The organism is Micromonospora sp. CNZ309 (assembly GCF_002846525.1).
Window position 1 is genome coordinate 1,560,547 of record NZ_PJNG01000001.1, and the last position, 16,217, is coordinate 1,576,763.

The window sequence follows — 16,217 nt, forward strand, 5'->3', positions numbered from 1 at the left end:
CTACTTCACCGTCTTGTCGCCCGGCTTCGTCAGGTGCCACACCAGCAGCGCCGCCAACAGCGCGAGCACGACGAGGCCCCCGGACACGCCTCGGCCGTCCTCCTCGCTGCGGCCGGTGGTGCCGAAGTAGATCACCGCTAGCCCGGCCAGCACGGTGACGAACGTCCGCATCCCTCGGTCCTTCACGTACCGGACGGTACGTCCGGCTCCGCCCTGTTAGTGACGGTTCGGCCCGCCGTCACCCGACCGGGTCAGGGCCGGCGGGAAAGCCGCGCAGCCGCACCCGGCGGATCACCCGGTCGGACACCTCCACCACCTCGACGGTCAGCCCCGGCAGGTGCACGGTCTCCCCCGGGCCGCTCGGCAGGTGCCCCAGCCCGGCCAGCACCAGCCCGGCCACCGTCGTGTACTCCCGCGACGGTCGGAAGTGCAGGCGTACGCCGACGTCGGCCAGGTCGTGCAGCGGAAAGTCGCCGGGCACCAGCAGCGAGCCGTCCGGTTCCCGGGTCGCCCCGGTCACGTCCCGGTCGGTTTCGTCGTACAGCTCGCCGACGACCTCCTCCAGCAGGTCCTCCATCGTGATCATGCCGTCGACGCCGCCGTGCTCGTCGACGACGAGGGCGAGCTGCTGGTGGCACGCCCGCAGCTCCCGCAGCGCGTCGGAGACGGGCAGGGTGCCCGGCAGCAGCAGCGGCGGGCGGGCCCGGTCGGCGACGGTCGCCGCGTCCGCGCCGACGAGTTCGCGGATGTGCACCACGCCGCGCACCTCGTCGAGCCCGCCCGGCCCGACGACCGGGGCGCGGGAGCGGCCGGCGGCGGCGAGCCGGCGCAGCCCGTCGGCGGCGGACAGCGTGGCGGGCAGCGTCGTCACGGCCAGCCGGGGCACCAGGATCTCCCGCAGCGTACGGCCGGCGATGTCGAACGCGCCGGTGAGGATCTCCCGCTGCTGCGCGGACAGGCCCCGTTGGCTGACCAGTATCTCCCGCAGTTCGTCCTCGGTCATCTCCGTGCGGCTGGCCCGCGGGTCCCCGCCGGCCAGCCGCACCACCACGTCGGTGGCTCTGCTCAGCAGCCAGACCGCCGGCCGGGACAGCCGGGCCAGCAGGTCCAGCGGGCCGGCGCTGAGCAGCCCCCAGCGCTCGGCGCGCTGCATCGCCAGCCGCTTGGGGGCCAGCTCGCCCACGACCAGCGTGACGAACGTCAGCAGCACGGTGACCAGGACGATCGCGACGCCCCGCGCGGCGCCGCCGAGGAAGCCCAGCGGCCCGACCAGCGGCTCGGCCAGGGACACCGCGGCTGCGGCGGAGGCGAGGAACCCGGCGAGGGTGATCCCGAGCTGGATGGTGGCGAGGTACCGGTTGGGGTCACGCACCAGCCGCGCCAGCCGCTCCCCCGAGCGGCTGCGCCGGCCCAACTGCCGTACCTGCCCCTCGCGCAGCGTCACCAGCGCCATCTCGCTGCCCGACAGGGCGGCGTTGATCAGCACCAGCACCGCCACCAGCGCGAGCTGACCCCACTGCGCCCCCATGTCAGTCGACCTCCAGGTCGTCGAGGGAGATCTTGTGCGTCATCAGCCACCGGGCCAGCGCCGACATCCCGAACAGCCACAGCGGCGCGGACTCGGTGGTGCCGTTGGTCGCGAAGATCGCGAAACGCAGGTCCGGCGCCCGGTACGCCTCGATCCGCCACTTGTGCTGCCTGTCCCGCCAGACCGCGGAAGGGTCCATGGCGTCACGCTAGGCGACCACCCGCCCCGCCGGGGCGGCTTCAGGACCCGGCCGTGACCACGACCCGCGCGTCGTCGGGCAGCCGCCGGGTCACGCCGCGGCGGTCCAGCAGCTCCAGCAGCGGCACCGCGACCCGGCGGGTGGTGTCCAGCGCCCGCCGCGCGGCGCTGAGCGTGAACGGCTGGGGCAGCCCGGCCAGCACCCGCACGGCGTCGTCGGCCGCGCCGGGCAGCAGCACCACGTTCTCGGCGAGCCGCAGCAGCGCCCCCGCCCGTACGGCCGCGCCGATCTCCCGGGGACCCAGCCCCAGGTCGGCGAGGTGCTCGGCCTCGGGGGCACGGAACGGGCGCTCGGCGTACTCGGCGCGGACCCGGGCCACGGCCCGGGCCACCGGTTCCGGCAACGCGTCGGCCGCCGACGCGGTGACCCGGCCGGCGCGCAGCCGCAGCGGCGGCCCCACCAGCGCCTCGACCAGCGCCCGATCGGGCAGGTCCAGGCGCTGACGCAGCAGCTCGACCGGCGCACCCGGCTCCAGCGGATGCTCCCGGGCGTGCCGGGCGACCTCCTCGACCAGCCGGGCGCGGAGGGCCCGCCAGTGCTCCGGGTCGGCCAGCCAGTCCCCGGCGACCGGCGGGCCGGTCACCTCGACGCCGGTGCGGGCCAGGTCGGCGGCCCGCGCCAGCCGCCGCCGGCGCAGCTCGCCGGCCAGGTCGGGGCGGCCGTCCATGGTCGCCAGTACGGCCGCGCGGGCCACCGCCGCGCCCCGGCGGGTCAGCGGCGGCGGCGCCACGTCCAGCACGGTCACCCCGCCCGCGACGTGGTGCCGGCCCGGATCACGCAGCAGCGCCCGGTCGCCGACCAGCAGCGGCAGCGGCCGGGCCAGCCGCAGCCGGGCCGTGTCGGCACCGAGGGGCCGGACCCGGGCCGGCACGGCCGCCGCGCCGATGTGCAGGGTCAGGGTGGCCGGCAGGTCCCCGGCCGTATCGCCGGCCAGCCTCACGTCCAGCAGGTCCGTGCGGTGGAACCGGCCGGGGGTGAGCAGCGCGTCGCCGCGCCCGAGGCGGTCTCGGGGCGTGCCGCGCAGGTTCACCGCCACCCGCGCGACCGCGGCGACCTCGGGCCGCGCCACGCCGAGGGAGTGCAGCCCGCGTACCCGCACCGTCTCCGCGCTGCCGGCCAGCTCCAGCTCGTCGCCCACCCGCAGCCGGCCGGCGCCGAGGGTGCCGGTCACCACCGTGCCGGCGCCCCGGACGGTGAAGGCGCGGTCCACCCACAGCCGCACCGGGGCGTCGGTGGGCGCGTCGGGCAGCCGGGCGGCGAGCCGGTCCAGCGCCGCGCGCACCTGCGGCAGGCCGGCGCCGGTGACCGCGCTGACGGCGACCGCGTCGAGGCCGCCGAGGGACGTGGCGGCCAGCTCCGCCCGGGCCTGCGCCGTCGCCGGCCCCGGGTCGGCCAGGTCCGCGCGGGTCACCACCAGCAGCCCGTACGCCACCCCGAGCGCGTCCAGCGCCGCCAGGTGCTCGGCGGACTGCGGCATCCAGCCCTCGTCGGCGGCGACGACGACCAGCGCGGCGGGCACCGGGCCGACGCCGGCGAGCATGTTCGGCACGAACCGCTCGTGGCCCGGCACGTCGACGAACGCGACCGTCGCGCCCGAGGGCAGCGTGCTCCAGGCGAAACCGAGGTCGATGGTCATGCCCCGGCGGCGTTCCTCGGCCCACCGGTCCGGTTCCATCCCTGTCAGCGCCCGCACCAGCGTCGACTTGCCGTGGTCGACGTGCCCGGCGGTGGCCACCACGAACACGGCTCAGCCCCGCCCGGGTACGCGCAGCACGGCGGCGCGCAGCGCCGCGTCGGCGTCGACGGGCACGCAGCGCAGGTCCAGCAGCAGCCGTCCCCGTACGACCCGGCCCAGCACCGGCGGGTCGCCGAGACGCAGCGGCCCCGCGTAGTGCTCGGGCAGGGCGAGCGCCCAGGAGGGCAGCTCGACGCCGGGCGCGCCACCGCCGCCGACGACCGCCCCGGCGGGCACCACCTGCGCCTCGCACCCGTCGGCGGCGAGCGCGTCACGCAGCCGCTCGGTGCGCTCGCGCAGCGCACCCGGGTCGGCGTGCAGCGCGGCCCGGGTGGGGGTGGCCGGGTCGCCGAGGGTGGCGGCCAGCGCGGCGAGGGTCAGCTTGTCCACGCGCAGGGCCCGGGCCAGGGGGTGGCGACGCAGCCGCTCGACCAGGTCTGCGGCGCCGAGCAGCAGGCCGGCCTGCGGGCCGCCGAGCAGCTTGTCTCCGCTGGCGGTGACCAGCGCCGCGCCGGCCCGCAGGGTGGAGGCGGCGTCCGGCTCGGCGGGCAGCAGCGCATCGGGCGCGAGCAGCCCGGAGCCGATGTCGGCGACCACGGGGACGCCGAGGGTGGCCAGCGCCCGTACGGGCACGGCGGAGGTGAAGCCGGTGACCTGGAAGTTCGACGGGTGCACCTTGAGCACGAAGCCGGTACGGGGGCCGAGCGCGGCGGCGTAGTCGTCGAGGGTGCTGCGGTTGGTGGTGCCGACCTCGCGCAGCCGGGCGCCGGTGCTCTCCAGCAGGTCGGGCAGGCGGAACCCGTCGCCGATCTCCACCAGCTCGCCCCGACTCACGACGATCTCGGCGTCGGCGGCCAGGGCGGTGGCGGCGAGCACCAGCGCGGCGGCGCCGTTGTTGACCACGTGCACCGCGCCCGCGTCGGGCACCGCCGCCGCGAGGGCGTCGAGGGCGTCGCGTCCGCGCCGGGCCCGCCGCCCGGTGCGCAGGTCCAGCTCGACGTCGGTGTGCCCGGTGGCGGCGGCCACCGCCGCGACGGCGGCGGGCGACAGCGCGGCGCGTCCCAGGTTGGTGTGCAGCACCACCCCGGTGGCGTTGAGCACCGCGCGGGGCGTCGACGCGGGCAGGGCGGCCAGCGCGGCGTCGCGTACCGCCTCGGGGGTGATCTCGCCCCGGCGGGCGCGCTCCTGGGCGCGGTGGACGGCGGCCTTGACCCGCTCCCGACCGACGGTGACCGCCGCGGCGGCCAGCCGGGGGTCGGCGAGCAGCGCGTCGGTGCGCGGCACCCGCCGGCGCGGATCGGCCGCGACGTCCCCCATGGTCCCCTCTTCCGCAGCATGGCGGAGACGGACGGGAATCGAACCCGCCTGGCCCGGATCCCGGACCACACCGGTTTTGAAGACCGGGAGGGGCACCAGCCGCCTGAACGCCTCCACGCAGCAGTGAACCACAGGCCCGGCGGGCGGGCGTGGGCGGCGTCAGCCCTCGGCGGCGCGTCGCCGCCGCAGGCGCTCGCGCTGCGGCACCACCGTGTATTTCGGATCCTTCGCCGAGGCGACGCCGCCGTGGAAGATGCCGAACCGGGTCGCCACCGAGGCGCCCAGCAGTGCCGCCCCGGACAACGCGGAGAGCGTGCGGCTACGCCGGCCCAGCAGCGCGCCGGCCACCCCGACGGCGGTCAGGGCCCGCCCGGCGCGCAGCAGGCGACCGGCGGAGCCGGTGCGGTAGGGCTCACTGAGCAGCCCGAGCCGGGTCTCCACGCGGTGCGCGCCGTACAGCTCCAGGGCCGCGCCCGCCACCGCCATCCGCCGGGCGGGCCCGGCCTGTGCGGCGGGCGCGGCGATCAGCCCCACTCCCGCGCCGCTGGCCAGGGCGCTGCCCGCGAAGATGACCGGCAGTTCCGGGTACGCCTCGTGCCACGACGGCACGGCCGTGTCGGCCAGCAGCACCCCCGTGTAGGTGGCGAGCGCCGGCGCGGTCGCCGCGGCGGCCAGCCCCGCGGCGTGCCCCACGGGTGGCAGCACCCGGCGGGCGAGGCCGGACAGCCCCCGCTCGGGCAGCCACGCCGCGCCCTCGGCGACCGCCGCGACGCCGGCGGCCGGGCCGAACGCGCCGAGGATCCAGGTGCCCACGGACATGGGCGAGGTGGGCTTGGCCACCCGCAGCATGTGGTGGAACCGGGCGGGCCGGCCCAGGTCCCTGATCAGGAAGACGGTGCTGGCGGTGACGGCCGCCAGCGAGGTGACCCGGCCGGCGCGGCGCAGCGCGGGCCGGCCGGTGAGCTGCCCGCCCGCGGCGAGCAGCGACGAGCCGGCGGCCAGCCCGCCGGTGAACAGGTACGCGGCGATGTCCCACTTCCAGACCGGCGCCTTGAGGATCGGCCGACCGTAGTAGGAGGTGAACTCGGCCTCCGGGACGCGCAGTTCCTCGCCTCCGCGCCGCCTGCGCCCACCACGCTCCGGACTCACGAGGAACCTCCCACGAACGCGGCCACGGCCGCCGCCGCCATCGCCAGCGCGGCCACGCCGGCCCGCTTCCACATCTTCGGCAGGTCCCGCGTGGTGACCACCGGGTCCGGCGGCAACCCGTACACCTCGGGCTCGTCGAGCAGCAGGAAGAACGCGCCGTCGCCGCCCACCCCGTCGGCCGGGTCGTGCCCGTAGAGCCGCGCCTCGGGCACGCCCCGCTCGTGCAGCGTCGCCACCCGGGCCGCCGCCCGTTCCCGCAACTCGTCGAGGGGCCCGTACTGGATCGACTCGGTCGGGCACGCCTGCGCGCAGGCCGGAGTGTTGCCCGCGCCGATCCGGTCGTAGCACAGCGTGCACTTCCACGCCCGGCCGTCGCCCTTACGCTGGTCGATGACGCCGTACGGGCAGGCGGAGATGCAGTACCCGCAGCCGTTGCAGATGTCCTCCTGCACCACCACCGTGCCGAACTCGGTGCGGAACAGCGACCCGGTCGGGCAGACGTCGAGGCAGGCCGCGTGGGTGCAGTGCTTGCAGACGTCGGACATCATCAGCCAGCGGAAGTCGGTGCGCCCCTCCGCGCCCCCGGCGCGCCCCGGCGGCTGCGCCCCCGGCATCCCCAGGAACTCCGGCCCGCCCGTCCGGCCCGGCGGGTCCTGGGTCCCGGCCGGGCGGGGCTGCTCGACGAACGCCACGTGCCGCCACGAGTTCGCGGTCAACGCGCCGGTGTTGTCGTACGACATGCCCAGCAGGTCCAGCCCCGAGCCGGGGACGTCGTTCCATTCCTTGCAGGCCACCTCGCACGCCTTGCAGCCGATGCAGACGCTGGTGTCGGTGAAGAACCCCATCCGGGGGGGCGCGTCGGTCCAGCCCGCCTCGGGGGCGGGATCCAGCGGCCCGGACAGGCTGTGCGGGTCAGGAAGCATCATGGCCCTCCCCGGCACCGTCGGCGGGCTCCGGCGGGGCGAGCGCCCCCGGGGTGAGCGTCGGGGGCGGCTGGCCGGGGACGATGCCCGCCCGCCGCTGGTAGTCGGCCACCAGCTCCAGCAGGGCCGGGCCGGTGGGCCGCCGCCCCGGCCGCACGTCACAGGTACCGATCTTGCTCTCCTGGATCAGCACGTTCGGGTCCAGGGTGATCCCGAACAGGTCGTTGGCCGAGTCGCCCGTCACCAGGCCCTCGAACCCGAAGTGGTACGGCAGCCACATCTGGTGGATCACCCGGCCGTCCACGCGCAGCGGGCGGAGCCGGTCGGTGACCAGCACCTTCGCCTCGATCACCGCCCGACCGCTGACCAGGTGCGCCCAGCCCAGGTGCGCCAGGCCCGCCTCCGCCGCCAGTGCCGGGGACACCTCGACGAACATCTCCGGTTGCAACTCCGCCAGCGGCCGCACCGTACGGCTCATCCCGCCCGCCGTGTGGTGCTCGGTGAGCCGGCTGACCGTGAACACGTACGGGAAGACCTGACTGTGCTCCTGCGGCGGGCTCGGGTTGACCGAGTTCACCGGATGCGCGTACACCTTGCGGGTGGGGTTTGCCTGCTGCCGGTAGAACGGGTTGCGCACCGGCGACTCGGCCGGCTCGTAGTGCGTCGGCAGCGGGCCGTCGAGCACGCCGCTGGGCGCGTACAGCCAGCCCTTGCCGTCGCCCTGCATGACGAACGGGTCGTCGCCGGCGATCCCCTCCGGGCCGGACGCGCCCTCCGGCGGCCGGTACGTCGGCGGCTTGGTCCGCTCGAAGTCCGGCACGTCGTAGCCGGTCCACTGCCCGGCCGCCTCGTCCCACCAGACGTAGCGCTTGCGCTCGCTCCACGGCCGGCCCTGCGGATCGGCCGAGGCCCGGTTGTAGAGGGTGCGCCGGTTCGCCGGCCACGCCCAGCCCCACTCGGCGGCCACCCAGTCCTGCTCGTGGCGCGACCGTCGCCGCGCCGCCTGGTTGACGCCGTCGGCGTACACCCCGGAGTAGATCCAACAACCGACGGCGGTGGAACCGTCGTCGCGGGCCTCGGCGAACGCGGACAGCGGGCGGCCGGTCGCCACCTCGTAGCCGTTGATCTCGCGCAGCACCGCCTCGGCGACCGGCTCGGCGTGCGGGCCGTGCGTCGGATAATCCCAGGCCAGGTCGAGCAGCGCCCGGTCGCGCGGCAGGTCGGAGCCGGCCAGCTTCTCCCGCAGCCGCAGCCCCAGGTGGTAGAAGAACCACAGCTCGGAGCGGGCGTCGCCCGGCGCGTCCACGGCCTTCTCCCGCCACTGCAACAGCCGCTGGGTCTGGGTGAAGGTGCCCTCCTTCTCCACGTGCGAGGCGGCCGGCAGGAAGAACACCTCCGTCCCGCACTGCTCCGGCACGATCTCGCCGGTGGCGACCTCCGGGCTGTTGCGCCAGAACGTCGCGCTCTCGATCATGAACAGGTCGCGGACCACCAGCCAGTCCAGGTTGGCCATGCCGAGGCGCTGCGCCCGGCCGTGCGCCGAGCCCACCGCCGGGTTCTGGCCGAGCAGGAAGTAGCCCCGCACCTTCCCGTCGATCATGTTCAGCACCTGCTGGTACGTCCCGTGGTCGCCGGTCATCCGGGGCACGTACCCGTAGCAGAAGTCGTTCTCGGGCGTCGCCGCGTCCCCCCAGTACGCCTTCAGCAGGCTCGCCGCGTAGGCGCGGGCGTTGCCCCAGAAGCCCTTCTGACCCGGGTGGCGGATGCTGTCCACCCACTCGTCGAAGGTGGGATGGTCGGCGTGGTGCGGCATCGGCAGGTAGCCGGGCAGCAGGTTGAACAGCGTCGGGATGTCGGTGGAGCCCTGGATGCTGGCGTGCCCCCGCAGCGCCAGGATGCCCCCGCCGGGGCGGCCCATGTTGCCCAGCAACAGCTGGATGATCGCGCCCGTACGGATGTACTGCACGCCGACGCTGTGCTGCGTCCACCCCACCGAGTAGATCAGCACGCCGGTGCGCTCCCGACCCGAGTTGGCCGTCCACGCCTCGGCCAGCTCCAGGAACTTCTCCCGCGGGATGCCGCAGACCCGCTCCACCATCTCGGGGGTGTAGCGGGCGAAGTGCCGCTTGAGGATCTGGTAGACGCAGCGCGGATGCTGCAACGTCTCGTCCCGCTCGACCTGCCCGCTCACCTGGGCGCCGTGCGACTCGTGGCGCAGCCCCGCGGCGGTGTCGCGCTCCTTGGCGGTGTGCCCGCTGCCGGAGTCCGACTCGTGGCCCGCGTACTGCCAGGAGTCCTGGACGTAGCTGCCCGTCCCGGGGTCGAAGCCGGAGAAGAAGCCGTCGCCGTCCTCGGTGTCGACGAAGCGCTCGCTGACGATCGTCGCGGCGTTCGTGTACGCCAGCACGTACTCCCGGAAGTCCAGCTCGTTCTCCAGGATGTGCCGCACCACGCCACCGAGCAGCACGATGTCGGAGCCCGCGCGGATCGGCAGGTACGTGTCGGCCAGCGCGCTGGTGCGGGTGAACCGCGGGTCGACGTGGAACACCCTGGCGCCGCGCCGCTTGGCCTCCATCACCCACTGGAAGCCCACCGGATGTGCCTCGGCCATGTTCGAGCCCTGGATGATGACGACGTCAGCGTTGGCGACGTCCTGCTGGAAGTCCGTCGCGCCACCGCGACCGAAGCTGGCCCCCAGACCGGGGACGGTGGCGGAGTGTCAAATGCGCGCCTGGTTCTCGATCTGGAGCGCCCCCATCGCCGTGAACAGTTTCTTGATGAGGTAGTTCTCCTCGTTGTCCAGCGTCGCGCCGCCCAGGCTGGAGATGCCCAGCGTGCGGTTGAGCGGCCGGCCCTGCGCGTCGACGTCCTCCCAGGTCTCCGCCCGCGCGGCGAGGATCCGGTCGGCGATCATGTCGAGCGCGACGTCGAGCCCCAGGTCCTCCCACTCGGTGGCGTAGGGCCGCCGGTAGCGGACCTTCGTCTGCCGCAGCGGGCTGGTCACGAGGCTCTTGCTGGCGGACCCCTTCGGGCACAGCCGGCCCCGGGAGATCGGGCTGTCCGGGTCGCCCTCGATCTGGGTGACCGCGCCGTCCTTCACGAAGACGCGCTGGCCGCAGCCCACCGCACAGTAGGGGCAGACCGAGCGGGCCACGCTGTCGGCGGCTTCGGTGCGGGGAGTCAGCTCCGCCGACCGCCCCGACTGCGCCGCGGCGCCCCGGCCCAGCGGGTCGGTGCCGGTGAGTTGCCGGTAGACCGGCCAGCCCTGGATGAAGGTCCGCAGGCCCACGCGACACCCCCTCTCCCGGCCCGTGTGACGTCGCCACCATGAACATAGGCCAGGCCGCCGGGCACCGCGACCCGTGCCCGCCGATCACCACCCCGAGGTCCACGCCCACACGCCGGCTCACCACCCCGAGGCCCAATGTCCGCGCGCCAGCTCGCGCCCTGATGCTCTCGTCCGCGACCGGCCGTCGGCCCCGCCAGGGGTACGGGCGCCAGACGACACGACGCCGCCCCCGGGCCCTGAGGCTCGGGGGCGGCGCTGGTGTCGGTGTGCAGGTCGCCTCTCGGCGAGTGGCGCGACGCGGCTCCAGCCGGACGGTATTCCGCGAAGGCAATTTAGGTGAGGCCCGGGGACACTGGACACACCGACACCTCATTCAACCAGCCGGCGGGCCGCGATGTTCCCCGGCGGTGGATGTGCCGCTGGCCGGCACCCCGGGTTCGGGTGCCGGCCAGCGATCCCCCTTGTGGTGGAAAGTCTGTGTCCGTGGTTGCGGGTCAGCTGTTCCAGTGCTCGGCGACGAGGTCGGCGGCCTGCTGCTCCCACTGGGCGTAGTGGTCCGGGTACGCCGACACCTGCACGGTCTGGGCGGCCTTCGTCAGGGGCATGTCCTGCCACCCGTCGACCTGCTTGAGGCCCTTCAGGAACGCGGTGGTCGAGTACTCGGGGTCGGTGATCTGCTCGACCGTGCCCCAACCACTGGACGGGCGCTGCTGGAACAGGCCCTGCGAGTCGTGGTCGTTGCGGTCACCCAGGTGACCCAGGTTCTCCAGCTTCGACTCCTGCAGGGCGGTCGCGATGGAGACGACGGCGGCGCGCTCGTCCATGCCGGCCTTCTTCGTCGCCGCGATGATCGCCTTCACGTTGCCCATCTGCTCGTCGGACAGGTCGATGTGCGACTGGGCGCCCTGCACACCGTGCGGGACCAGCTTGGCCATGTCGGGCTTGTCGGCCTGCACGGTGGCGACGGCGACAGCCGTGGCGTCCACGCTCGGGCTGTGCGCGGTGTCGGTGAGCGGGCCGGCGGCCACACCACCGGCGAACGCGAGACCGGCGATACCGAGAACGCTGTTACGGATGATCGTGTTCATCGCAGATGCTCCATTCGGGGGTCGGCACCCACACGCCGAAAAGGGGGATCGGCTTTCACGCGGGTGCAAGCACCGTCCGGCGCCCAAGAAGATCAAGGGGGATGCCCAGTCGAACCGGAGGGACCTCCCGGCGTCCGACTGGAGGAAAGATCAGGTCGGCCGTGTCGGCCGGATGCCCGAACCTGTGCGGTCGGAGGAGGCCGGCTGTTTTCGTGGGGCGGGGGGCTGCCCTCACGTCGGCCGGACCATGTGTAACGACCACCGGCCCGCCACCATTCCGGGACCCCGGGGCCCGCCATCCCGACCCTGGCGACATCGCCTTGGCACTTGCCCGCCGGGGCGGGCGACGTGGCCCGGCGCGTGGCCCTGCTCGGTCGTACGCAGGGTGTAACGCCCCCACCCCCGCCACGATTCCGCCCTCACGATGTCCCCGACCACACCCCCAAACCGGACACCACCAACCAACCGAAACCTGCCACCGCAGACCCGACCAAGCCATCCGGACACCCGCCACGAACCGGACAGCCCACGCAGCCGGATACGGCGGCGACTCGCCGCAGATCCTGGTAGCTACCGGCCCCTGGAGGGGCACGTCCCTACCGAGATCCCCCCGGACCCGGTCCCGGAACCGGACCTGGACCCGGTGCCGTAAGGGAGCCACCAACCGGAACACGAGCGGGCGGGGCCGGAAAAGGAGCCGCAGCCGGATCACCACCACAAAGTCAGACACCGACAGACGCGACGCGACCACAACATCCCCGACCCGGCCGCAGCCACAGTCCCAAGCGGCCCGACCTGGGGTTACCCTGACAGCATGCAGGCCCTATCCCCCGCACCGACCCGCGCGGCCCACCTGGCCCGCCCGGGCCGGCCCGCCGTGGTGGCCCGCACGCTCGCCGAGCTGACCGGTCCCACCCGTGGTGTGGTGGAGCTGCCGGTGCGGCTGATGTGGAACGCGGACCGCACCTTCGACCTGGGCGATCCGGACGAACTGCTCTGGATGTACGAGAACGTGCTGCGCGAGACCACCCGCGCGGAGGACCTCCGGCTGCTCATCGACGGGCGCACGCTGCGCCGGGTGTGGCGGCTGCTCAACCTGCCCCGGGGCGTACGCCAGGCGTGGGAGAGCCGCCACCGGGGGCTGCGTACGGCGTGAGTAGCGCGCACCCGCACGAGTTCTACCGCGAGGTGGCCCGGGTGGCGCTGTCCGCCGCGGGGCCGCACCGGTTCGTGCTCGGCGGCGGGGTGGCGTGGGCCGCGCACGGGCTGGTGACCCGCCCGACGGAGGACGTGGATCTCTTCGCGGACGTGGAGGGGGCCGCCGCCGCGGCGGCGGACGGGGTGCGGGCGGCACTGGAACGGGCCGGGTTCGAGGTGACCGACGCCGACCCGGACAGCGAGTTGGCCGAGTTGTTCGAGGGCTTCGACCGGGACCTGCGGGACTTCGTGGTGAGCCGGGACGGGCGACTCATCCGGCTCAGCCTGGCCCGCCTGGACCGGCACCGCAGTCCGGTGGTCATGGATCTCGGGCCGGTGATGGACGTGCGGGACCTGATGGCGAACAAGACCGCCGCCCTGGTCAACCGGCGGGAGGTCCGGGACTACATCGACGTCGCGGCCGCCCTCGAGCACCACGGCGTGGCGGAGTTGCTGGAGCTGGCCCGCCAACTCGACCCGGCCCTGGACGACGAGGACGTACGGGCGGCCGGCCGATACCTGGACCGGCTGCCGGACCGCCGCTTCGCCCGTTACGGCCTGGACCCCGCCGCCATAGCCCAGGTACGCACCCGCCTGGTCCCCTGGCCCCGCTGACCCCTGCCCCGCCCACCCTCGTCGATCATGCAGTCGTGGTGGGCGGGAGGCGACGGTGCGCACCTTCCGTCAGGCACCATCGCTGCATGATCGGCCAGGGCCAGGGCCAGGGGGCGGGCCAAGGGACACCAGGTCAAGGGGCGGGGCCGGGGGCGGGGCGGGGTCACTTCGTGGGGCGGCCGCCCGTCACGCCGAGGATCTCGCCCGTGACGTAGCTGGACTCCTGGGAGGCGAAGAAGACATACGCCGGGGCCAGCTCGGCCGGCTGGCCCGGGCGGCCCTCCGGGGTGTCCTGGCCGAACTTCTCGACCTTCTCCTGCGGCATGGTGGCCGGGATGAGCGGCGTCCAGATCGGACCGGGCGCCACCGCGTTCACCCGGATTCCCCGCTCGGCCAGGTCGGCGGCGAGCGCCTTGGTGAAGTTGGCGATCCCCGACTTGGTGGTGGCGTAGTCCAGCAGCTGCGGCGACGGGTCGAACGCCTGGATCGACGACGTGTTGATGATCGCCGAACCCTCGGGCAGGTGCGGCACGGCCGCCCGGCAGAGCCAGAACATCGCGTACAGGTTGGTCTTCAGCACGCGGTCGAACTGCTCGTCGCTGATGCCGAGGATGCCGTCCTCCTGCGCCATCTGGTAGGCCGCGTTGTTGACCAGGATGTCGATGCCGCCGAGGTCGCGTACGGCCCGCTCGATCAACTCCTGGCAGTGGCGCTGGACGATGATGTCGCCGCGTACCGCGATGCCCCTGCGGCCGGCCTCCTCGACGAGCCGGACGGTCTCGCGGGCGTCGGCGTCCTCCTCCTCGCTGAGGTAGGAGATGAGCACGTCGGCGCCCTCCCGGGCGTACGCGATGGCGATGGCGCGGCCGATGCCGGAGTCGCCACCGGTGATCACCGCCCGCCGCCCCTCGAGCTTGCCGCTGCCGCGGTACGACTCCTCGCCGTGATCCGGCTTCGGGGTCATCTCCTGAGTCGAGCCGGGCGGCGTCTGCTGCTGCTTCGGTTGTCCCTCCTGCTGGCCGTACTGGCTCGTGGGGTCCTGCTGGGTGTGCTGGTCCTCGCTCACCGACGTCTCCTCGCGCACCGGTCGGGTGTGGGTCTTCCACCGCCCTACCCTGCGACGGCGAGCGGAAACGGCGGCCCCGGTGTTACACCGGTGGGCCCTACCCGGCGGTGGGATGAAACACCCGGGGCTGCTGTGGCAGCAGGGGCGACGCCTCGTTTATGGTGCGCTCGGCGCTCACCGGGCGTCGCGAACCCCCACGGAAGGGCACCTCATGACCTCTCCCTCCGGCCCGTCGCGTCGGACGGTGCTCGCCGCCGCGGCCGCGGCGGCGAGCGTCCCGCTGATCGCCGCCACCCCCGCCCAGGCGGCCGGCGCGGCCCGGTCGCGGACCTGGGACCTCACGATCCTCGGCACCTCGGACACCCACGGCAACGTCTACAACTGGGACTACTACTCCGACGCCGAGTACGACGACAGCAAGCACAACGACGTCGGCGTCGCCAAGCTGGCCGCGCTGGTCAAGCAGATCCGCGCCGAGCGGCGCGGCAAGGCGACGCTGGTGCTCGACGCCGGCGACACCATCCAGGGCACCCCGCTGGCCACCTTCTACGCCAAGCAGGAGCCGATCACCAGCACCGGTGAGACGCACCCGATGGCCAACGCGATGAACGTGCTCGGCTACGACGCCGTGACGCTCGGCAACCACGAGTTCAACTACGGCCTGCCGCTGCTGGCGAAGTGGATCTCGCAGCTGGGCTTCCCGGCGCTGGCCGCCAACGCCGTCAACGTGGCCACCGGCAAGCCGGCCTTCCTGCCGTACGTCATCAAGAAGGTCTCCGTCGGCTTCGCCGCGCCGCCGCTGCGCGTCGGTATCCTCGGCCTGACCAACCCGGGCAGCGCGATCTGGGACCGGGCCAACGTCGAGGGCAGGCTGCGGTTCGACGACATGATCGCCACCGCGGCGAAGTACGTGCCGATCATGCGGGCGCGCGGCGCCGACATCGTGCTGATCTCCGCCCACGGCGGCGACAGCGGCACCTCCAGCTACGGCCCCGAGCTGCCGATCGAGAACCCGACGGCGCTGATCGCCCAGCGTGTCCCCGGCATCGACGCGATCCTGTTCGGCCACGCCCACGCCGAGGTCGCCGAGAAGTTCGTGACCAACGAGCGCACCGGCGAGCAGGTGCTGCTCACCGAGCCGTCGAAGTGGGGCCAGCGGCTGAGCCGGATGGACTTCACGCTCACCCGCGAGTGGGGTAGCTGGAAGATCACCAAGAAGACCGCCGCCCTGTTGAACACCAACACGGTGGTCGAGGACCCGAAGGTCCTCGCGGCCGTGCGGGCACAGCACCAGAAGACCGTGGCGTACGTCAACCAGGTCGTCGCCCGCTCCACCGTGGAGCTGTCGGCGGCTGAGAGCCGCTACAAGGACACCCCGATCCTGGACTTCATCAACCACGTCCAGACCGAGGTCGTCGGTCAGGCGCTGGTCGGCACCTCGTACGCGGACCTCCCGGTCCTGTCGATCGCGGCGCCGTTCAGCCGCACCGCCGTCTTCCCCGCCGGCGACGTCAAGATCCGCGACGTGGCCGGGCTCTACGTCTTCGACAACACCCTCGAAGCCGTCGTGCTCAGCGGCGCCGAGGTACGCACCTACCTGGAGTACTCGGCGAAGTACTTCCGGACCCTCGCCCCGGGCGCCCCGGTCGACCCGGCGACGATCAGCGACCCGGCCGTGCCGGACTACAACTACGACGTCGTCTCCGGCCTGGACTACGACATCGACATCTCCAGGCCGGTGGGCCAGCGCCTCACCCGCCTGGTGCTGCCCGGCACCGACACGCCGGTGGCGGACAACGCGCAGTTCGTGGTGGCGGTCAACAACTACCGGCGCAGCGGCGGCGGCAACTTCCCCGGCATCGTGAAGACCCAGGTCTACAACGAGCAGCAGGAGATCCGCCAGCTGCTGATCGACTGGGCGCAGGCCAGGGGCACCATCGACCCGGTCGACTTCCACCAGCCGAACTGGCGGCTGGTACGCGAGGGCGTGCCGGTCTTCTGATCCAGCGCCGGACGGGCCGTGGGCGGATCGCCCACGGCCCGTTCGCGTG

General features: G+C 73.9%; 12 protein-coding genes, 1 tRNA gene and 1 pseudogene. 3 read left to right on the forward strand and 11 right to left on the reverse strand.

Translation table 11 applies throughout. The features are described 5' to 3' along the window. The 10 genes and pseudogenes from CLT72_RS32175 to CLT72_RS06305 all read right to left on the reverse strand — a co-directional run bounded on the left by CLT72_RS32175 (position 1) and on the right by CLT72_RS06305 (position 11,288). Positions 1–171: a hypothetical protein gene (locus tag CLT72_RS32175; RefSeq protein ID WP_199184494.1), complete on the reverse strand. Its 171-nt coding sequence runs from the start codon at positions 169–171 to the stop codon at positions 1–3. 67 nt (positions 172–238) lie between these two features. After that, the gene (locus CLT72_RS06270; protein ID WP_101409925.1) at positions 239–1,528 is read right to left on the reverse strand and encodes a hemolysin family protein; all 1,290 of its coding nucleotides are present in this window, start codon (positions 1,526–1,528) and stop codon (positions 239–241) included. Between the two features lies 1 nt (position 1,529). Further along, on the reverse strand, positions 1,530–1,727 hold the full coding sequence (locus CLT72_RS06275) for a hypothetical protein (RefSeq protein ID WP_089000292.1): 198 nt from the start codon (positions 1,725–1,727) through the stop codon (positions 1,530–1,532). 40 nt (positions 1,728–1,767) lie between these two features. Further along, a complete protein-coding gene (selB, locus tag CLT72_RS32180; RefSeq protein ID WP_199184495.1) occupies positions 1,768–3,531 on the reverse strand; it encodes a selenocysteine-specific translation elongation factor in 1,764 nt (587 codons plus the stop codon). Positions 3,532–3,534: 3 nt separating this feature from the next. After that, positions 3,535–4,839: an L-seryl-tRNA(Sec) selenium transferase gene (selA, locus tag CLT72_RS32185; RefSeq protein ID WP_199184496.1), complete on the reverse strand. Its 1,305-nt coding sequence runs from the start codon at positions 4,837–4,839 to the stop codon at positions 3,535–3,537. Positions 4,840–4,858: 19 nt separating this feature from the next. After that, positions 4,859–4,954, reverse strand: a tRNA-Sec gene (locus CLT72_RS31825). Between the two features lie 44 nt (positions 4,955–4,998). Then, positions 4,999–5,988: an NrfD/PsrC family molybdoenzyme membrane anchor subunit gene (nrfD, locus tag CLT72_RS06285; RefSeq protein ID WP_250101939.1), complete on the reverse strand. Its 990-nt coding sequence runs from the start codon at positions 5,986–5,988 to the stop codon at positions 4,999–5,001. Beyond that, a complete protein-coding gene (locus CLT72_RS06290) occupies positions 5,985–6,911 on the reverse strand; it encodes a 4Fe-4S dicluster domain-containing protein (RefSeq protein ID WP_101409927.1) in 927 nt (308 codons plus the stop codon). The genes nrfD and CLT72_RS06290 overlap by 4 nt, the downstream gene beginning before the upstream one ends. A gap of 75 nt (positions 6,912–6,986) precedes the next feature. Then, a pseudogene (gene fdh, locus CLT72_RS06295) lies at positions 6,987–10,200 on the reverse strand (formate dehydrogenase); the annotation flags it as partial. 494 nt (positions 10,201–10,694) lie between these two features. Then, a complete protein-coding gene (locus CLT72_RS06305; protein ID WP_101409930.1) occupies positions 10,695–11,288 on the reverse strand; it encodes a hypothetical protein in 594 nt (197 codons plus the stop codon). 814 nt (positions 11,289–12,102) lie between these two features. Between CLT72_RS06305 and CLT72_RS06310 the strand changes: the two genes are divergently transcribed. Together CLT72_RS06310 and CLT72_RS06315 are read left to right on the forward strand one after the other, a co-directional pair. Further along, positions 12,103–12,444 carry a hypothetical protein gene (locus CLT72_RS06310; RefSeq protein WP_089000275.1) on the forward strand — a complete coding sequence of 114 codons (342 nt, stop codon included), beginning with the start codon at positions 12,103–12,105 and terminating at the stop codon, positions 12,442–12,444. Next, positions 12,441–13,100, forward strand: coding sequence for a nucleotidyl transferase AbiEii/AbiGii toxin family protein (locus tag CLT72_RS06315; protein ID WP_250101937.1), 660 nt, complete (start codon positions 12,441–12,443; stop codon positions 13,098–13,100). The genes CLT72_RS06310 and CLT72_RS06315 overlap by 4 nt, the downstream gene beginning before the upstream one ends. Positions 13,101–13,263: 163 nt before the next feature. On the opposite strand, the gene CLT72_RS06320 is transcribed toward CLT72_RS06315, so the two are convergent. Further along, on the reverse strand, positions 13,264–14,166 hold the full coding sequence (locus tag CLT72_RS06320; protein ID WP_101414973.1) for an SDR family oxidoreductase: 903 nt from the start codon (positions 14,164–14,166) through the stop codon (positions 13,264–13,266). 211 nt (positions 14,167–14,377) lie between these two features. Between CLT72_RS06320 and CLT72_RS06325 the strand changes: the two genes are divergently transcribed. Further along, a complete protein-coding gene (locus tag CLT72_RS06325; protein WP_101409932.1) occupies positions 14,378–16,168 on the forward strand; it encodes a 5'-nucleotidase C-terminal domain-containing protein in 1,791 nt (596 codons plus the stop codon). Positions 16,169–16,217 lie beyond the last annotated feature (49 nt).